This is a genomic window from Pseudomonas sp. TMW22091, assembly GCF_022496705.1.
GTDB lineage: Bacteria > Pseudomonadota > Gammaproteobacteria > Pseudomonadales > Pseudomonadaceae > Aquipseudomonas > Aquipseudomonas saxonica.
In genome coordinates this window covers 111,929-128,402 of the sequence record NZ_SCFI01000006.1, presented here as the reverse complement: position 1 = coordinate 128,402, position 16,474 = coordinate 111,929, and the positions used below count along the sequence as shown (strand labels likewise).

At 56.9% G+C, this 16,474-nt stretch carries 12 protein-coding genes; 1 reads left to right on the top strand and 11 read right to left on the bottom strand.

Translation table 11 applies throughout. The features are described from left to right. Window positions 1-82: 82 nt before the first annotated feature. From gcvP to arcD (EQV93_RS13380), 8 genes are all read right to left on the bottom strand, one after another. Window positions 83-2,941 (bottom strand): aminomethyl-transferring glycine dehydrogenase, encoded by a 2,859-nt coding sequence (gene gcvP / locus EQV93_RS13415; protein ID WP_240891728.1) that lies wholly within the window; start codon window positions 2,939-2,941, stop codon window positions 83-85. A 9-nt stretch (window positions 2,942-2,950) separates the two neighbouring features. Next, window positions 2,951-3,334, bottom strand: coding sequence for a glycine cleavage system protein GcvH (gene gcvH / locus EQV93_RS13410; RefSeq protein ID WP_122781911.1), 384 nt, complete (start codon window positions 3,332-3,334; stop codon window positions 2,951-2,953). A 283-nt stretch (window positions 3,335-3,617) separates the two neighbouring features. After that, complete coding sequence (locus EQV93_RS13405; RefSeq protein WP_122781912.1) at window positions 3,618-5,126, bottom strand: sigma-54-dependent transcriptional regulator; 1,509 nt, start codon at window positions 5,124-5,126, stop codon at window positions 3,618-3,620. Window positions 5,127-5,379: 253 nt separating this feature from the next. Continuing rightward, window positions 5,380-5,739, bottom strand: a complete 360-nt coding sequence (locus tag EQV93_RS13400) for a DUF5064 family protein (protein ID WP_122781913.1) — start codon at window positions 5,737-5,739, stop codon at window positions 5,380-5,382. Between the two features lie 57 nt (window positions 5,740-5,796). After that, window positions 5,797-6,726 carry a carbamate kinase gene (gene arcC / locus EQV93_RS13395; protein WP_122781914.1) on the bottom strand — a complete coding sequence of 310 codons (930 nt, stop codon included), beginning with the start codon at window positions 6,724-6,726 and terminating at the stop codon, window positions 5,797-5,799. A gap of 68 nt (window positions 6,727-6,794) precedes the next feature. Continuing rightward, entirely contained in the window at window positions 6,795-7,805 is a 1,011-nt protein-coding gene (locus tag EQV93_RS13390; RefSeq protein WP_122781915.1) for an ornithine carbamoyltransferase, read from the bottom strand. Window positions 7,806-7,886: 81 nt separating this feature from the next. Beyond that, window positions 7,887-9,143 carry an arginine deiminase gene (gene arcA, locus EQV93_RS13385; RefSeq protein WP_122781916.1) on the bottom strand — a complete coding sequence of 419 codons (1,257 nt, stop codon included), beginning with the start codon at window positions 9,141-9,143 and terminating at the stop codon, window positions 7,887-7,889. Between the two features lie 34 nt (window positions 9,144-9,177). Beyond that, on the bottom strand, window positions 9,178-10,605 hold the full coding sequence (gene arcD, locus EQV93_RS13380) for an arginine-ornithine antiporter (protein WP_122781917.1): 1,428 nt from the start codon (window positions 10,603-10,605) through the stop codon (window positions 9,178-9,180). Between the two features lie 453 nt (window positions 10,606-11,058). Here arcD (EQV93_RS13380) and arcD (EQV93_RS13375) point away from each other — a divergent pair, with 453 nt between their 5' ends. Next, complete coding sequence (gene arcD / locus EQV93_RS13375) at window positions 11,059-12,486, top strand: arginine-ornithine antiporter (RefSeq protein ID WP_122781918.1); 1,428 nt, start codon at window positions 11,059-11,061, stop codon at window positions 12,484-12,486. Window positions 12,487-12,541: 55 nt separating this feature from the next. On the opposite strand, the gene EQV93_RS13370 is transcribed toward arcD (EQV93_RS13375), so the two are convergent. From EQV93_RS13370 to EQV93_RS13360, 3 genes are all read right to left on the bottom strand, one after another. Further along, the gene (locus tag EQV93_RS13370) at window positions 12,542-13,000 is read right to left on the bottom strand and encodes a YbaN family protein (RefSeq protein WP_240891727.1); all 459 of its coding nucleotides are present in this window, start codon (window positions 12,998-13,000) and stop codon (window positions 12,542-12,544) included. Window positions 13,001-13,057: 57 nt separating this feature from the next. Beyond that, a complete protein-coding gene (locus EQV93_RS13365; protein WP_240891726.1) occupies window positions 13,058-13,666 on the bottom strand; it encodes a biliverdin-producing heme oxygenase in 609 nt (202 codons plus the stop codon). A gap of 113 nt (window positions 13,667-13,779) precedes the next feature. Then, entirely contained in the window at window positions 13,780-16,377 is a 2,598-nt protein-coding gene (locus EQV93_RS13360; RefSeq protein WP_240891725.1) for a TonB-dependent receptor, read from the bottom strand. Window positions 16,378-16,474: the final 97 nt, after the last annotated feature.

Genomic DNA, 16,474 nt, shown 5'->3' with positions numbered 1-16,474 from the left:
TGCGAAGCTGGCCCCGCTTCTAAACGTGCAAGCGAAGGCCCTTCAGTCCTTATCGCAGTCTGCGACAGCGGCTACGGGGTACTTATGCCTCTTGGTAGCTTTCGATCGACGGGCAGGCACAGACCAGATTGCGATCGCCGAAGACGTTGTCGACCCGGCCAACCGGCGGCCAGTATTTACCTTCGATCAAGGACGCTACCGGGTACACAGCCTGCTCGCGGCTGTACGGATGAGTCCATTCGCCAACCATTTCAGCTGCGGTGTGCGGAGCGTTTTTCAGCGGGTTGTCGTCTTTGTCCAGCGTGCCGTTTTCGACCGCGCGAATCTCTTCGCGGATGCGGATCATCGCTTCGCAGAAGCGATCCAGCTCTTCTTTGGATTCACTTTCGGTTGGCTCAATCATCAGCGTACCGGCCACCGGGAACGACATGGTCGGGGCGTGGAAGCCAAAGTCGATGAGGCGCTTGGCCACGTCGTCGACACTGATGCCGCTGCTGTCCTTGAGCGGGCGCAGGTCCAGAATGCATTCGTGCGCCACCAGGCCATTGCTGCCCGAGTACAGCACCGGGTAGTGCTCTTCAAGGCGGCGGGCAATGTAGTTGGCGTTGAGGATGGCCAGTTGCGATGCACGCTTGAGGCCTTCGCCGCCCATCATGCGGATGTACATCCAGGTGATCGGCAAAATGCTCGCGCTGCCAAAAGGCGCTGCGCAGACTGCACCCTCTTTGCGTTCCATCGTGCCATGCCCCGGCAGGAAGGGAGTCAGGTGCGATTTGACGCCAATCGGGCCAACACCCGGGCCACCACCGCCGTGGGGAATGCAGAAGGTTTTGTGCAGATTGAGGTGGGACACATCACCGCCGAACTTGCCCGGCGCGCACAAGCCGACCATGGCGTTCATGTTGGCGCCGTCGATGTACACCTGACCGCCGTTGTCATGAATGATGCCGCAGATTTCGCGGATGCCTTCTTCGAACACGCCGTGGGTGGACGGGTAAGTGATCATCAGCGCTGCGAGATGATCACGATGCTCAAGGGCTTTGGCGCGCAGGTCTTCAATGTCGACGTTGCCGCGTGCGTCACACGCGGTGACTACTACCCGCATGCCGGCCATGTTGGCGGTGGCGGGATTGGTGCCGTGGGCCGAAGACGGAATCAGGCAGATGTCGCGGCGCTCATCGCCACGGCTCTGGTGATAGGCTCGAATCGCCAGCAGGCCCGCGTATTCGCCCTGAGAACCGGCGTTCGGTTGCAGTGAAATGGCGTCATACCCAGTGGCCGCGCAGAGCATGGCTTCCAGTTCAGTGGTCAGCTGTTGGTAGCCCAGGCTTTGTTCGGCAGGCGCAAATGGGTGCAGGTTGCCAAACTCGGCCCAGGTCACCGGGATCATTTCGCTGGCAGCATTGAGTTTCATGGTGCATGAACCCAGCGGAATCATTGTGCGATCCAGTGCCAGATCCTTGTCAGCCAAACGACGCAGGTAGCGCATCAGCTCGGTTTCGGAGTGATAACGGTTAAATACCGGGTGGCTGAGGATCGGTGACTGACGCATCAGCGCTGCTGGCAAGGTGCCAACTACGCTAGCCGCCAGTGCGTCGAAGTCAGGCAGGGCCTGGCCATCGGCGGCGAACAAGCTCCACAGGGCAATCACATCGGATTCGCTGCTGGTTTCATCCAGTGACAGGCCCAGACGCTGATCGCTGATAACGCGCAGGTTGATGTTCTGTGTCAGGGCTTTAGCGTGCAGGGCGGCGGTATTTGCGCCAGTGTTGAGCGTCAGGGTGTCGAAGAAGTTCGCTGTCTCGACCTTCAGGCCCAAATCGATCAGGCCTTTGGCCAGAATGGCAGTCAGTTGGTGAGTGCGCTGAGCGATTTGGGTCAGGCCCGCCGGGCCGTGATACACGGCGTACATGCTGGCGATATTGGCCAGCAGCACTTGTGCGGTGCAGATGTTACTCGTGGCCTTTTCACGGCGGATATGTTGCTCGCGGGTTTGCATCGCCAAACGCAGCGCCGGCTTGCCATGACGGTCAACCGACACACCGACCAGACGTCCCGGCATGTCGCGCTTGAACGCGTCGCGGGTTGCGAAGTAGGCCGCATGCGGGCCACCAAAGCCCAGTGGTACACCAAAACGCTGAGCGCTGCCGATGGCCACGTCCGCGCCGAACTCTCCCGGCGGCGTCAACAGGGTCAATGCCAGCAGGTCTGCCGCAACGGCAACCAGTGCATTGGCGGCGTGAAAGCGCTCTACCAACTCGCGGTAATCGAATACATCGCCGTTGCTCGCAGGGTATTGCAGCAGCGCGCCGAAGAAGGCCGATACGTCACCCAGTTCACGTTCATCCGCAACGACCACTTCAATGCCCAATGGCTCGGCCCGCGTGCGCAGTACGTCGAGGGTTTGCGGGTGGCAATGGCTGGAAGCAAAGAACTGATGGCTGGTTTTGTTCTTGCTCAGACGTTTGCAGAAGGTCATCGCTTCGGCAGCCGCGGTGGCTTCATCAAGCAACGAGGCATTGGCGATAGGCAAGCCGCTGAGGTCGCTGATCAACGTTTGGAAGTTGAGCAGGGCTTCGAGGCGGCCTTGGGATATTTCAGGTTGATACGGCGTGTAGGCGGTGTACCAGGCCGGGTTTTCCAGCAGGTTGCGCAGGATCGGCGAGGGCGTGTGGCAGTTGTAATAGCCTTGGCCGATATAGGTTTTACACAGTTGGTTTTTCGTCGCTATGGCTTTGATCGAGGCCAGGGCATCGGCTTCGCTCTGGCCGGCGGGCAAGTCGAGCACGCTGGTGCCCTTGATGCTGTCCGGGATGACGCTGGCGCTGAGCGCTTCCAGAGAGTCAAAACCGAGGGTGGCGAGCATCGCCTGCTCATCGGCGTGACGCGGGCCAATGTGGCGGGCGATAAATTCGTTGGCAGTGCTGAGATTGATGGTCATGACGGCTCCTCAGGCTTGGGCGTTGGCTTTGATCAGGCGGTCATACGCATCTTGATCCAGCAGTTTGCTGACGGCGCTGGCATCGGTGGGCTGGAAACGGAAGAACCAGCCTTCACCCAGCGGGTCTTCGTTAACCAGTTCAGGGCTGTCATCCAGTGCCGGGTTCACTTCGAGCACTTTGCCGTCCAGGGGCATGTAAACACCGCTGGCCGCTTTTACCGACTCGACCGTGGCGGCTTCTGCGCCCTTGTCGTAGACCTGCAACTCAGGGAGTTGCACAAACACCACATCGCCCAGAGCGTTTTGCGCAAACGCAGTAATGCCTACGGTGATGCTGCCGTCAGCTTCGGCGCGCAGCCATTCGTGGTCTTCAGTAAAACGCAATTCGCTCATGCAAACTCCTCAGGGCCAGACACGTCTGGTGGTCACAGTTAATGCTCGCGCAGGTCGAGCTTATTGAGGAGATGAATGCAAGATGGTTGCCAGTTTGAAAATATCGTTATTTATCAATGGCTTAATTAATTTTTAGAGGCGTGGCTGGTGAGTCGGCTGTAGCGAAATCGCTACAGATACGGGGTTGGAAAAAAATCTATGCGGATCAAAGCCTTGCACTGTTGAGCTTGTAACCGAGTGTATCGAAATCGCTCCACTGGAACGAAAACGATACAGTTGCACCTCAAGACTTGCCGGGGATGCCGTACTTGCGCAGTCGGTGCGCAATGGCGGTGTGCGATGTTTGCAGACGGCTGGCCAATTGCCGAGTCGAGGGGTAGCTGACATAAAGTGTTGTCAGCAAGGCTTTTTCGAAGGCTTCTACAGCGCCTTCGAGGGTTTCAATTTCGCCGTCACTTTGGCGTGCAACGGAGGTTCCGGCGATGTCCAGGTCACCAATGTCGACCAGCGTGCTTTCGCAGATGGCGGCGGCGCGGAAGATGACATTCTGCAATTGCCGCACATTGCCGGGCCAGGGGTTGCTTAGCAGCGCCGGGTAGGTGCCTGGCGCAAGGCGGCACACCGGACGCTGTATTTGCGTGCAGGCCTGCTGCATGAACGTACGCGCCAGCAGCAGAATGTCCTGACCGCGCTCACGCAGGGGCGGTACGGCGATGTTGAGTACATTCAGCCGGTAGAACAGATCCTCGCGAAAGGTGCCCTCGCTGACCATTTTGTCGAGGTCGCGGTGGGTGGCGCTGAGGATGCGTACATTGACCTTGACCTCGCGCTCGCCACCGACCCGGCGAAAGCTGCCGTCGTTTAAGAAGCGCAGCAATTTGGCTTGCAAGTACGGTGACATTTCGGCGATTTCATCAAGAAACACTGTGCCGTGGTTGGCCAATTCCATCAGTCCCGGTTTGCCGCCGCGTTGGGCGCCGGTAAAGGCACCGGGGGCATAGCCGAACAGTTCGCTTTCGGCGAGGTTCTCGGGCAGCGCTGCACAGTTCAAGGCCAGAAAGGGTGCATTGAAACGATCACTGATGGCATGGCAGGCGCGGGCCACCAGTTCTTTGCCGGTGCCGGTTTCGCCCTGAATCAATAGCGGTGCATCCAGCACGGCCACGCGTTGAGCGCGGGCCTTGAGGGTGCGGATAGCCGGTGAGTCGCCCAGCAGGGCGTCAAAGCCTTCGGCATGATCGTGATGCAGGGCCGCCAGTCGCTCACCAATACGGCTGGGCTGGTACAGCGTGAGCAAGGCGCCTGCATCGGTGATCGGCGTTGCGTCGAGCATCAGCGGGTGACCATTGAGCGTGACTTCGCGCAGGGGAAGACGAAAGCCGTTGCTCAGCAACACATCAAGCAAGCCGGGGTCGCTGAACAGTTCACCGATACTTTCACCGGTCGGCTCATGCCCGTAAAGAGCCACGAGTGCAGGGTTGGCCAGCAGCACGTGGCCGTCACTGTCGAGCGCCAACACGGGGTCGGTCATGGCTGCCAGCAGCGCGTCGAGTTGCAGGTGGCGGCGTTGCCCCGGAAGTATGTCGACCACCGTGACAGCCTGTACGCCCTTGATGTTGAAGAGCGCATCGCGCAACTCATCGAGGACCCGCTGACTCAGGGTCGGGGCATCGATGTAGACGTTGGGCGGAACCATTTCCACGGCATCCAGATTAAGGTTTCTGCCGCCGAGCAAGGCCAGGACTTCCTGGGTGATGCCGACACGGTCGATAAAACTGACATGGATGCGCATGAACGGTGATTACTTTTGGCCAGCAGGGTTGGCCAGTATGCCTTGGAGGGGGGGATAGGTGAAATGTGGCGGTTACTTACGTGCTGCTGACCCGCACAGGCATCGACTTGTAGTCGCTGACGAAGGCTGCAATCGAGCGCGAAGCGGTCGCAACATGCAATGCCACGGGTATCCGGTTGTTCGACGGCGTTGCCGCCGATTACAGCCTTGGTTCCTCGTCAGCGACTACCAGAGCAGTCGAGCATCCAACAGTTCAGTCGAGATGACTGAGATCAATGGGATCACCCGGCTTGTGATTAAGCTGGGCCATCACATCCGCAAACATTTTGTCGTAGAAACCGTGCATCGCGCGGATGTCTGCAGTCTTTGGAATACCGTGTTTCACCGCAATCTGGAAGGCATCATGGGCAAAGTTGAAGGCCAGATCCTTGGGCAGGGTGAATGACTCTTTAAAGTCTTTGCCTTTGATTTGGCCGTGCATATCGAATTGCATGGCTTTACCAACCTTGGGGTCTTGTACGACCTTGTAATCAATCTTGATGTCGTACCCGAAATCGCCAGGTTGCAACGGCTCTCGATGGATGTGCAAGTGACCGGGTTCGAACGAGGCCATAGAGGAACTCCTTGAGGCATGGGGTTAAAGGGCAGACCCTGCGGCCCGCCCTCTGGTTCAGAAGTAGGTGATGCCTGGCTTCTCGGTGCTGACCCGAGTGCCTGCTTTACCTTGAACGATTGCTTCAATATCCGCCAGTGCGCCAATGACTGCGGTATGGCCGGTTTTACGGGCAAATTCGCAGGCAGCTTCTACTTTAGGCCCCATCGAACCTGCCGCGAAGCCGAGTTTTTCCAGCTCGTCCGGGTGGGCATGGGAGATGCCTTTTTGTGTGGGTTTGCCCCAGTCGATAAAGGCGGCGTTGACGTCTGTAGCAATTACCAGCAGGTCGCTTTTCAGCTCTTGAGCCAGCAGCGACGAGGCCAGGTCCTTGTCGATGACCGCTTCGATACCCTGAAGCTTGCCGTCCTCGGTGTACATGGTCGGAATGCCGCCACCCCCTGCACAAATCACGATGGTGCCTTTTTCCAGCAGCCATTTGATCGGGCGAATTTCGAAAATATGTTTGGGTTTCGGGCTTGGCACCACACGGCGGAATTTGTCGCCGTCCGGGGCAATGGTCCAGCCTTTTTCGGCGGCCAGACGCTTGGCTTCTTCTTCGCTGTACACCGGACCAATCGGCTTGGTGGGTTTTTGGAAGGCCGGGTCTTTGGGATCGACTTCGGTCTGGGTCAGCAAGGTGGCGAAGGGCACTTCCTTGGGCAATACATTGCCCAGCTCCTGCTCGATCATGTAGCCAATCATGCCTTCGGTTTCAGCACCCAGCACATCCAGAGGATACGGCGCGACTTCTTTGTAGGAAGCGGCCTGCAAGGACAGCAGGCCCACTTGCGGGCCATTGCCGTGAGCCACCACCAGTTCGTTGCCGGGAACAATGCGGGCGATTTGTGTGGCGGCGGTGCGGATGTTTTCGCGTTGATTCTCAGCGGTCATGGGCTGACCGCGACGCAGTAGGGCGTTACCGCCCAGTGCTACGACGATACGCATAGATAATGTCCTTATTGAAAGGCAAATTGGAACAGCAGGAGCGGGCAGACCCGCTCCTGCGCTGAGGCTTAGATATCAGCCAGTGCTGCCACCAGAATGGCTTTGATGGTGTGCATGCGGTTTTCAGCTTGTTCAAAGGCAATGTTGATCGGGGATTCGAACACTTCCTCAGTCACTTCAATGCCGTCTTTAAGGTTCGGGTGATGCTCTGCCACATCTTTGCCGACCTTGGTTTCACAGTTGTGGAACGCAGGCAGGCAGTGCATGAATTTAACCCGTGGGTTTTCGGCCGCCTTGATGATGTTCGAGTTGACTTGGTACGGCAGCAGCAACTTGATGCGCTCGTTCCAGGCTTCAACCGGTTCGCCCATCGATACCCACACGTCGGTGTGGATAAAGTCGACGCCTTTTACCGCTGCTTTCGGGTCTTCTGTCAGGGTGATGCGTGCGCCGCTTTCTTTGGCGAATGCCTGGCACTCTTTTACAAACGACTCTTCAGGCCACAGGCTTTTTGGTGCGCCAATACGCACGTCCATGCCCAATTTCGCGCCGATCAGCAGCAACGAGTTACCCATGTTGTTTCGGGCATCGCCCAGGTACGCATAGCTGATGTCATGCAGTGGCTTGTCGCTGTGTTCGCGCATGGTCAGCACGTCAGCGATCATTTGTGTCGGGTGGAATTCAGCGGTCAGGCCGTTGAACACCGGTACACCGGCATACTTGGCCAGTTCTTCGACGATGGCTTGTTCAAAGCCGCGGTATTCGATGGCATCAAACATACGGCCCAGAACGCGGGCGGTGTCTTTCATGCTTTCTTTGTGACCGATTTGCGAAGAAACCGGGTCGATGTAGGTCACGTGTGCGCCCTGATCGTGGGCGGCAACTTCAAACGCGCAACGGGTACGCGTCGAGGTTTTTTCGAAGATCAAGGCAATGTTTTTGCCTTTGAGGTGTGGCTGTTCCGTGCCGGTGTACTTGGCGCGCTTCAGGTCGCGGGACAGGTCCAGCAAAAAGTGCAGCTCACGTTGAGTGTGGTGCATCAGACTCAGCAAGCTGCGGCCTTTCATGTTAAACGCCATGGTGATCTCCTTGGTTTTAAGTTAACCGGCTTGCGCCAGCCCTTTGTGAGGGCAGGCGCAAGCAATCAATAAATGAATTAATTAATAGTCGATTGGGTCGCGAATGATTGGGCAGGTCATGCAGTGGCCGCCGCCACGGCCGCGTCCCAGTTCCGATGCACTAATGGTGATCACTTCCACACCGGCTTTGCGCAAGAGGGTGTTGGTGTAGGTGTTGCGGTCGTAGCCGATGACCACACCCGGTTCCAGTGCTACCACGTTGTTGCCGTCGTCCCACTGTTCACGTTCGGCGGCGAAGGCGTTACCGCCGGTTTCGACCACGCGAAGTTTTTTCAGGCCAAGAGCCTTGGCAACCACGTCAACGAAGCTGCCTTCTTCCTGGACGACTGCGATACCGCCGTTGCGGCTTTCGTCCGGATACAGGGAGAACGCAACGATCTGGTTCACGACTTCAGGGAAAATGGTGACCAGGTCGTGGTTGCAGAAGCTGAACACGGTGTCCAGGTGCATCGCCGCGCGAGATTTTGGCAAGCCCGCGACGATGACGCGTTCAACCGCTTTGTTTTGGAACAGGTTTTGCGCCAGTTGGCCAATGGCCTGACGCGAGGTGCGTTCGCCCATACCGATCAGCACCACACCTTTGCCGATTGGCATCACGTCGCCGCCTTCAAGGCTGGCGTTGCCGTGGTCAACAGTCGGGTCGCCGTACCAGATCTGGAAGTCGGCGTTGGTGAACTCAGGGTGGAACTTGTAAATCGCCGTGGTCAGCAGGGTTTCCTGACGACGGGCAGGCCAGTACATCGGGTTCAACGTCACGCCGCCATAAATCCAGCAGGTGGTGTCACGGGTGAACTGGGTGTTAGGCAGCGGCGGCAGGATAAAGCTGGTGTGGCCCAGTACGTCGCGGAACATCTGGATGGTCTTGCCACCAAAGCTGTCGGGCAGATCATCAGCCGACACGCCACCAATCAGGTATTCAGCTGCTTTGCGTGGCTCCAGACTTTTAAGCCAGGACTTGACCTCGTTGACCAGGCCCACACCCACTTGGTTTGGCGTTACCTTGTGCTCAAGAATCCAGTCCAGCGCTTCTGGAATGGCAACGATGTCGGTCAGCAGGTTGTGCATTTCAAGCACGTCGATACCGCGATCACGCATTTTGGTCACGAAATCGAAGTGGTCGCGCTTGGCCTGGTTGACCCACAGTACGTCATCAAACAGCAGTTCATCGCAGTTGCTGGGCGTCAGGCGCTGATGAGCCAGCCCAGGGGAGCAGACCATTACTTTGCGCAGCTTGCCGGCTTCGGAATGTACGCCGTACTTCACTTTTTCGGTGGTCATTACAGTCATCCTCCAAAGAACATAAACAGGTGTGTTACAGGGTCAGGAAGCCGTCGTAGAGCCCATAGGCCGCTATGAGGGCACCTATCACGACGGCGGCAAAAATAACTTTTTCGATGTTGGTGAAAACGGGTTGACCGCTTTCACGCTTGGCCTTGGCGAACAGGATGGCGCCTGGTGCGTACAGCAAGGCCGAGAGCAGCAGGTATTTCAGGCCACCGGCATAGATCAGCCAGATGGCATAGATCAACGCAATACCGCCGATGATCAGGTCTTTTTTGCGTTCGGCCAGGGCGTTCTCATAGGTCTCTGCGCGCACCGCCAGCAGGAAGCCGTAGGCTGCAGACCACAGGTATGGCACCAGGATCATCGAAGTCGCCAAGTAGATAAGCGACAGATAAGTACTGGCCGAGAACAGCGTGATGATCAGGAACAGCTGAACCATGGCGTTGGTCAGCCACAGGGCGTTGACCGGCACGTGGTTAGCGTTTTCTTTCTTCAGGAACGCCGGCATGGTGTGGTCTTTAGCGGCCGCGAACATGATTTCGGCGCACAGCAGCACCCACGACAGCAGCGCACCCAGCAGCGAGATGATCAAGCCCACACTGATCAGCACTGCGCCCCAGTGACCGACCACATGCTCAAGCACGGCCGCCATCGAAGGGTTCTGCAGTTTGGCCAGTTCAGGCTGAGTCATGATGCCTAGGGACAGTACGTTCACCAGCACCAGCAACAGCAGAACGATGATGAAGCCGATGACGGTGGCTTTACCCACATCGGAGCGTTTTTCAGCCCGAGAGGAGAAAATGCTCGCCCCTTCGATACCGATAAACACCCAGACCGTTACCAGCATCATGTTGCGGACCTGATTCATCACACTGCCCAGATCAGGGTTTTTAACGCCCCAGATGTCGCTGGTGAAGATGTCCAGTTTGAAGGCGAAGAAGGCGATCAGAATGAACAGCACCAGCGGCACGACTTTGGCAATCGTGGTCAACAGGTTGATGAACGCTGCTTCCTTGATACCGCGTAGCACCAGAAAGTGCACGGCCCAGAGCAGGATTGACGCGCCGATAATGGCTGCCGGCGTGTTGCCTTCGCCGAAGATCGGGAAAAAGTAGCCCAAGGTGCTGAACAGCAGCACGAAGTAGCCGACGTTACCCAGCCATGCGCTGATCCAGTAACCCCAAGCAGATGAGAAACCCATGTAATCGCCAAAACCGGCCTTGGCATAGGCGTATACACCGCCGTCAAGATCGGGTTTGCGATTGGCCAGGGTCTGGAACACAAAAGCCAGCGTCAACATGCCGACTGCGGTGATCGCCCAGCCGATAAGAATGGCGCCGACATCGGCACTGGCTGCCATGTTTTGCGGCAGCGAAAAGATACCGCCGCCAATCATTGAGCCGACTACCAGAGCAACCAATGCACCCAGTCGAAGTTTTCCAGGAGTATCAGACATTTGTAGTGACTCCAATCCAGGAGAGATAAGGTCTAAAAGATTAATCCGTTGTTTTTTAAGCCGGTTGACTTAGGTCAGGGCATTACGACATTCCATTGTCAGTCGAGCGAAGAGGGGGCAATCGATAGCGCGGTTTATTATCGACCACACAGAGAAAGCCTGATTCAGAGGCTTTCGTAGCGACAGTTGCGCTTTTAACTGCGGTGTTGTGGGTATTGAAGCTAGACAGTATTTTCAGATTTGCAAATGCACTGCTCATGTTTCATCTGCTTCGAAAAAATCTAAAAGGCCGCCTACATATGAATTGTTTTTTAGGTTTCAATAGATAATGTTGCGATTAAAAAATCGGGGTTATTACGCGGCGTATTAAACGGATCAGGCCCGCATATATTTAGTCAGTGAACGCCTGTAGCCTGCTAAACATTAAACATCAACTTAAACACAGAGGTGTCGATGGATCAGCAGACCCAGAAGCTTCGGCTCAATGCATTGATTGCATTGGTGGTCGGCTCAATGATTGGCGGCGGTATCTTTTCCTTGCCGCAAAATATCGCCGAGCACTCTGCTGGTGGTGCCGTACTGATCGGTTGGGCGATTACAGCGGTGGGGATGCTCGCATTGGCCTTTGTGTTCCAGACGCTGGCCAATCGCAAGCCGGAACTGGATTCAGGTGTTTACGCTTACGCCAAGGCCGGGTTTGGCGATTACATGGGGTTCTCATCCGCCTGGGGTTACTGGATCAGTGCCTGGATGGGTAACGTCGGTTACTTCGTGTTGCTGTTCAGCACCCTGGGGTTTTTCATCCCGGCATTTGGTCATGGCAACACCCCGCTGGCCATCGGCTGTGCATCGTTACTGCTGTGGGGGGTGCATTTTTTGGTGATGCGCGGCATTAAGGAGGCCGCCTTTATCAATCAGCTCACCACCATTGCCAAGCTGGTGCCCATCGTGATGTTTATCGTGCTGGCGGGGGTCGCCTTCAAAGCCGATATCTTCACGATGGATTTTTGGGGCGAACAGACCCCGGCGCTCGGCAGCGTCATGGATCAAGTGCGCAATATGATGCTCGTCACAGTGTTTGTGTTTATCGGTATAGAGGGGGCCAGCGTTTACTCGGGGCGGGCCGAGAGGCGTTCGGACGTGGGCAAGGCGACGGTGATCGGTTTTCTTGGGGTGTTGGCATTGCTGGTGATGGTCAGCGTGCTATCTCTGGGGATCATGACTCAACCTGAACTCGCCAAATTGCAAAACCCCTCGATGGCCGGAGTACTCAAGCATGTGGTGGGGGAGTGGGGCGCGATCCTGATCAGTATCGGGTTGGCCATTTCGCTGTTGGGGGCGTTGTTGTCCTGGGCGCTGCTGTGCGCTGAAATTCTCTTTGCCACGGCCAAGGACAAGACCATGCCGGCGTTCCTGAAAAAGGAAAACGCCAACCGTGTGCCGGTTAATGCCCTGTGGCTGACTAACGTGATGATTCAGGTATTTCTGCTGATTACACTGGTGTCTGCCGGAACTTACACCACGCTGATCTATCTGGCGTCATCAATGATATTGGTGCCGTATTTGTGGTCGGCTGCCTATTCAGTGCTCCTGTGCGTGCGCGGTGAGACCTACGAGCGGGCGAGTCGTCGCCGTATCAAGGATTTTCTGGTGGGCGCGGTGGCACTGATTTATGCCGTATGGCTGTTGTATGCAGCGGGGCCCAAATACCTGTTGCTGTCCGCGTTGTTATACGCGCCGGGGATCGTCTTTTTTGCCAAGGCCAAGCATGAACAAGGCCAGGTGCTGTTTAAACATTGGGAAAAAGTGATCTTTGCCGGGGTGGTGGTGGCCGCGCTGGTGGCGGCTTATGGGTTGTACAGCGGCGCGTTGACGTTGTAGGGCTGCCCCCTGTAGTCCCTGCCGCAGGCTGCGATAAGAACCGCCGGGCCTTGGCTCAAGCAGAATCGCGAGGTCCGCTGCGCAGCCCATCACAGCCTTCGGCAGCGGCTACAGGAGCGAGTGTGGGTAAACGCTCGGGGCGCGACCAGATCCACAGATTACCCAGACTCATGCCTGCAATGGCCAGAAATACCGGCCAGTTGTGATCAAGCACGTACAGCATCACCCCGGCGCACACCAGCATGCTGAGGGTGGCGCTGACTTTGGCTTTGCGCTGGATGATTTTGCCATTACGCCAGTTGCTCAGAATCGGGCCGAACAAACGGTGATTTTCAAGCCATGCGCTCAGACGCGGGGAGCTTTTGGTCGCGGCCCACGCGGCAAGCAAAATAAATTCGGTGGTCGGCAGGCCAGGAATCACGATCGCGATCAGGCCAATGCCCAAACTTACATAAGCGAGCAAGCCGAACAGGATACGAGCGATTTTCGACGAGGATCGGGTTTGGCAGGTCATAAGCTCAGGACGTATAAAAAGTACACCCGGTCAGCGAGGGCTAACCGGGTTGCTAGCTTAAGCCAGTTCAGGTTGTTTCGCGTAGGTCTGTTCCAGCAAGAAGGTGAAACGACTGAAGGCATCGTTGGCTGCTTGCTCCAGCTCGGCATCTTCCTCAGGCGTGAGTTCGATGCTGTCGAGCATTTCGATGAAGCTCTTCCAGTTGCGGCCACGGCCTTCGGCGGGCTCGCCCATGTGGCGTGCTCCGTGGGTTTCGCTCAGGCCCAGCAGACGCGCCTGTTTGATCAATACACCGGCACCCAGTTTCGAGCCTTCTGAAACAAATACCCAGCCCAGCGCTTGCGCTTTGCTCGGGTTTTTCACAGCGCCCTGAACCGGGGCAGGCAGGTCGACACCCAGGTCATTCAGATCAGCCTTGATCTGCGATGCACGGCAACGCTCAGGCAGGTTCGGAATGTGTTGGGTCAGTCGTGGGTCTGTGTGCAGTGGCGCCAGTTCAGTCAGGAACAGATACTGCGCAGTCGCGAAATGGATGTAGTTTTCGAGACTGCCAAACGGGTCGCGCCCCATGACTTTTTCGCCCAGCGTGTCGTGAGTTTCACGGGTAGCGAGGGTCAGGCGCTTGGAACGCTCGGATGGACGCAGAGCTGAATCTGTTGTGGTCATGAAAATATCCTTTGAGGATGAAATGCGCTTTGTAACTAGACGAACAAGAAGACGCATCACAGTAAAAAATCCTCACTGCGTAGCGTTAATGACTACGCAATGAGGCCCCTGGCTTAGATGTCCCAGACCAGATTGACCGAGAAGTTACGGCCTGGAGCCGTCAGGCGGTCCATGTTGGCCGGGTTCAGCACGCCCGCTTCACCGACGCTGTCATAGCCGCGCACGTCATCCCAGTTCCAGTACTTCTTGTCGGTCAGGTTGTACAGGCCCGCGTTGACGGTGACGTCCTTGGTCACTTTGTAGTAACCGCTCAGGTCGACGACGCCATAGCCCGGCGACTTGAATTGGGAGCTGGTGCCATCTGGCGAGAAGAAGGTGCTGTCGTCGACCTGGTCTTTGCGCTTCACCAATGTCCAGCTCACCAGCGCCCCATAGTTTTGTTGCTCGTAACCCAGGCCCATGACTGCTGTCAGCGGGTTGACGCTGTTGATCGGCTGACCGGTGTCGTTGTTGCGGCCGTGGGCATAGGCTACCGAGCCCCGCGTGTAGAGACCCTGAGGAGCCCCGAACGCGTCCAGGTTCAGGCGGCCTTTGACTTCAGCCCCCTTGATGGTGGCGTGTTTGATGTTGTTGCTCTGGAAGGCAAGTTCGCTGTAACCGGGGGTGATGGCGTCTTCGTTTATGAAGTCGCGGTATTTGTTGTAGAAAATAGCCAGATCGAAGGTGCCAGCCTCAAATTTACCGCGCAGGCCAGTTTCGTAGCTTTTGCTTTTTTCCGGCTCAAGATTCGGGTTCGGTTCTACGGAGTAGCCCGCCTCAAGGTTTTCAAAGCGGCCATACAGCGCCTTGGCAGTTGGCGTGCGGAAGCCTTCGGCGTATTGGCCGTACCAGGTGTAGTTGTCGTTAAACTCGTACGTCACGCCAAACTTGGGTGACAGACGATGCCAGACTTTGTCGGCATCGCTCACCGGGTCTTTCTGGAGGGGGTTAACAGTGTTGAGGAACTCCTGAGTGATATGCGGAGTGAGCTTGGTGTAGTCGTAGCGCAAGCTCGGCATGAAGGTCCAGTTGTTCCAGCTGATTTGGTCTTGCGCGAACAGGCTGTAGGTGTTGATGGTCGGGTCCGGGAAGTCGCTGGACTTGACCAGATAGTCACTGGGGCTCGGGGCTCCTATCGCCGTGCAACCCCGACCCACAGCCAGGCATATGCCCGAGCCGCTGCGTGAGCCGGTGACTTTCTGGTGTTTGACGGTGGCACCGTAGGTCAACAAATGATCGGTGTCGCCAAGGTGGAAAGCCTTATCTGCCTGAGCGTCGAGCACCCACATTTTTTCTTCGTAGGTGGTAGTGCGCGAGCGCATCACGCGACGGGTGTAAGGGAAATAATCCTCCAGCGTGTCCTGATCGGTTTTAGCGACCTGATAGTTCAGGCTCCACTTGAAGTGATCAGCCACCGCGGTGTCGAGCACCATGCTGTTTTCCAGCCCGAAGCGCTCGCGGCTAATGGTGTCTTTACCCTCGCGCGAAAGGTACATACCAAGAGGTTTGCCTGCGTTGAACGGCCCGCCGACAGCGCTTTTTTCATTGACCGAGACGCGGTCCTTGTACTTTTCGTAGGTAAACCCCAGACGGTCGTCTTCGTTGTAGTTCCAGCCTGCCTTGGCCAGCACGTTCGTGGTTTTGATGTCTTCCGGGTTGGCAGCGGTGCGGGATAAACCGGTACCGCCATGATCACCGTAGGATTCGGTTTCGTGACCTTCGCGCTGGCTCAGGTGCAGCAAACCGTCAAACTCACCAGAACGGCCCGCCACGGTGCCCGATTTCAGCCAGCTGCGATCGGCCGAGCTGTAGCCGGCCTTGAGGCGGGCGCCCACATCCTGGCCTGGCTTGATGATGTCATCCGGGTCGAGGGTGAAATAACTGACGGCGCCGCCAATGGCGTTACTGCCATACAGCGCTGAAGCCGGGCCACGCAGGATCTCAACGCGCTTGATGATTTCCGGGTCGACGTAGTTACGCTGAGTCTTGGCATAGGGGCCATTGAAGAACGAATTGGGAATTTCGACGCCATCGATCTGGGTCAGAATCCGGTCGCCGTCGATGCCTCGAATGTTGTAGTTGCTGATACCGCCGCGCTGACCGGCACCGCCTACTGACACACCCGGCTCATAGCGCACCAGATCCTTGATGTTATTGACGTTATCGCGGTCGAGCTCTTGGCGATCATGCACGGTGACTGTGCTGGGTACCGAGTTGACGTCCTGTTCCTGACGCGTAGCGCTGATGGTCACTTGTTGAAGGGCCAGCGTGCCGCTGTTGCCGCTGCGCTTTTCAAGCACGATGTTGTTGGCGCTCAGTTTGCGATAACCCAGGTTGGTGCCAATGAGCAAACGGTCCAGCGCTTTTTCGGGGGAGAGCGAGCCGTGTACACCCGGTGAAGACACTTCCTGCGCCAGTTCGGCGGGTAGTCCCACCTGCCAGCCGGTGACGGCAGTAAAGTCATTCAGGGCGGAGGCGAGGGGCTGTTGAGAAATTGCAAACTTGTAATTGCCCACGGAGGTGCTGGCAGGCGGCGTATTGGTTGCGGCGATGGCCGGAACCGCTTGTACGCCGGCTAATAGCACGGCGACGGTCAACAACGACAGCGTGTATTGCTGCAACCCGCCTGTGCGGGCGTTGGAGTTGGACCGGCTGTTGAAACGTGTGGGCATTGATAGCGCTCCGTGGTGAACGAATCTTATTAGTTGCGAAGCTGACTCAAAATGCGAATCAGTTGCATTGACTACTACGAGACGTATGACCTACGGC

What these genes read in the sequence shown, in the direction of transcription:
- gcvP (WP_240891728.1), bottom strand. Translation starts at nt 2,941, where the DNA reads ATGACCATCAATCTCAGCACTGCCAACGAATTTATCGCCCGCCACATT.
- gcvH (WP_122781911.1), bottom strand. Translation starts at nt 3,334, where the DNA reads ATGAGCGAATTGCGTTTTACTGAAGACCACGAATGGCTGCGCGCCGAA.
- EQV93_RS13405 (WP_122781912.1), bottom strand. Translation starts at nt 5,126, where the DNA reads ATGCGCATCCATGTCAGTTTTATCGACCGTGTCGGCATCACCCAGGAA.
- EQV93_RS13400 (WP_122781913.1), bottom strand. Translation starts at nt 5,739, where the DNA reads ATGGCCTCGTTCGAACCCGGTCACTTGCACATCCATCGAGAGCCGTTG.
- arcC (WP_122781914.1), bottom strand. Translation starts at nt 6,726, where the DNA reads ATGCGTATCGTCGTAGCACTGGGCGGTAACGCCCTACTGCGTCGCGGT.
- EQV93_RS13390 (WP_122781915.1), bottom strand. Translation starts at nt 7,805, where the DNA reads ATGGCGTTTAACATGAAAGGCCGCAGCTTGCTGAGTCTGATGCACCAC.
- arcA (WP_122781916.1), bottom strand. Translation starts at nt 9,143, where the DNA reads ATGACCACCGAAAAAGTGAAGTACGGCGTACATTCCGAAGCCGGCAAG.
- arcD (WP_122781917.1), bottom strand. Translation starts at nt 10,605, where the DNA reads ATGTCTGATACTCCTGGAAAACTTCGACTGGGTGCATTGGTTGCTCTG.
- arcD (WP_122781918.1), top strand. Translation starts at nt 11,059, where the DNA reads ATGGATCAGCAGACCCAGAAGCTTCGGCTCAATGCATTGATTGCATTG.
- EQV93_RS13370 (WP_240891727.1), bottom strand. Translation starts at nt 13,000, where the DNA reads ATGACCTGCCAAACCCGATCCTCGTCGAAAATCGCTCGTATCCTGTTC.
- EQV93_RS13365 (WP_240891726.1), bottom strand. Translation starts at nt 13,666, where the DNA reads ATGACCACAACAGATTCAGCTCTGCGTCCATCCGAGCGTTCCAAGCGC.
- EQV93_RS13360 (WP_240891725.1), bottom strand. Translation starts at nt 16,377, where the DNA reads ATGCCCACACGTTTCAACAGCCGGTCCAACTCCAACGCCCGCACAGGC.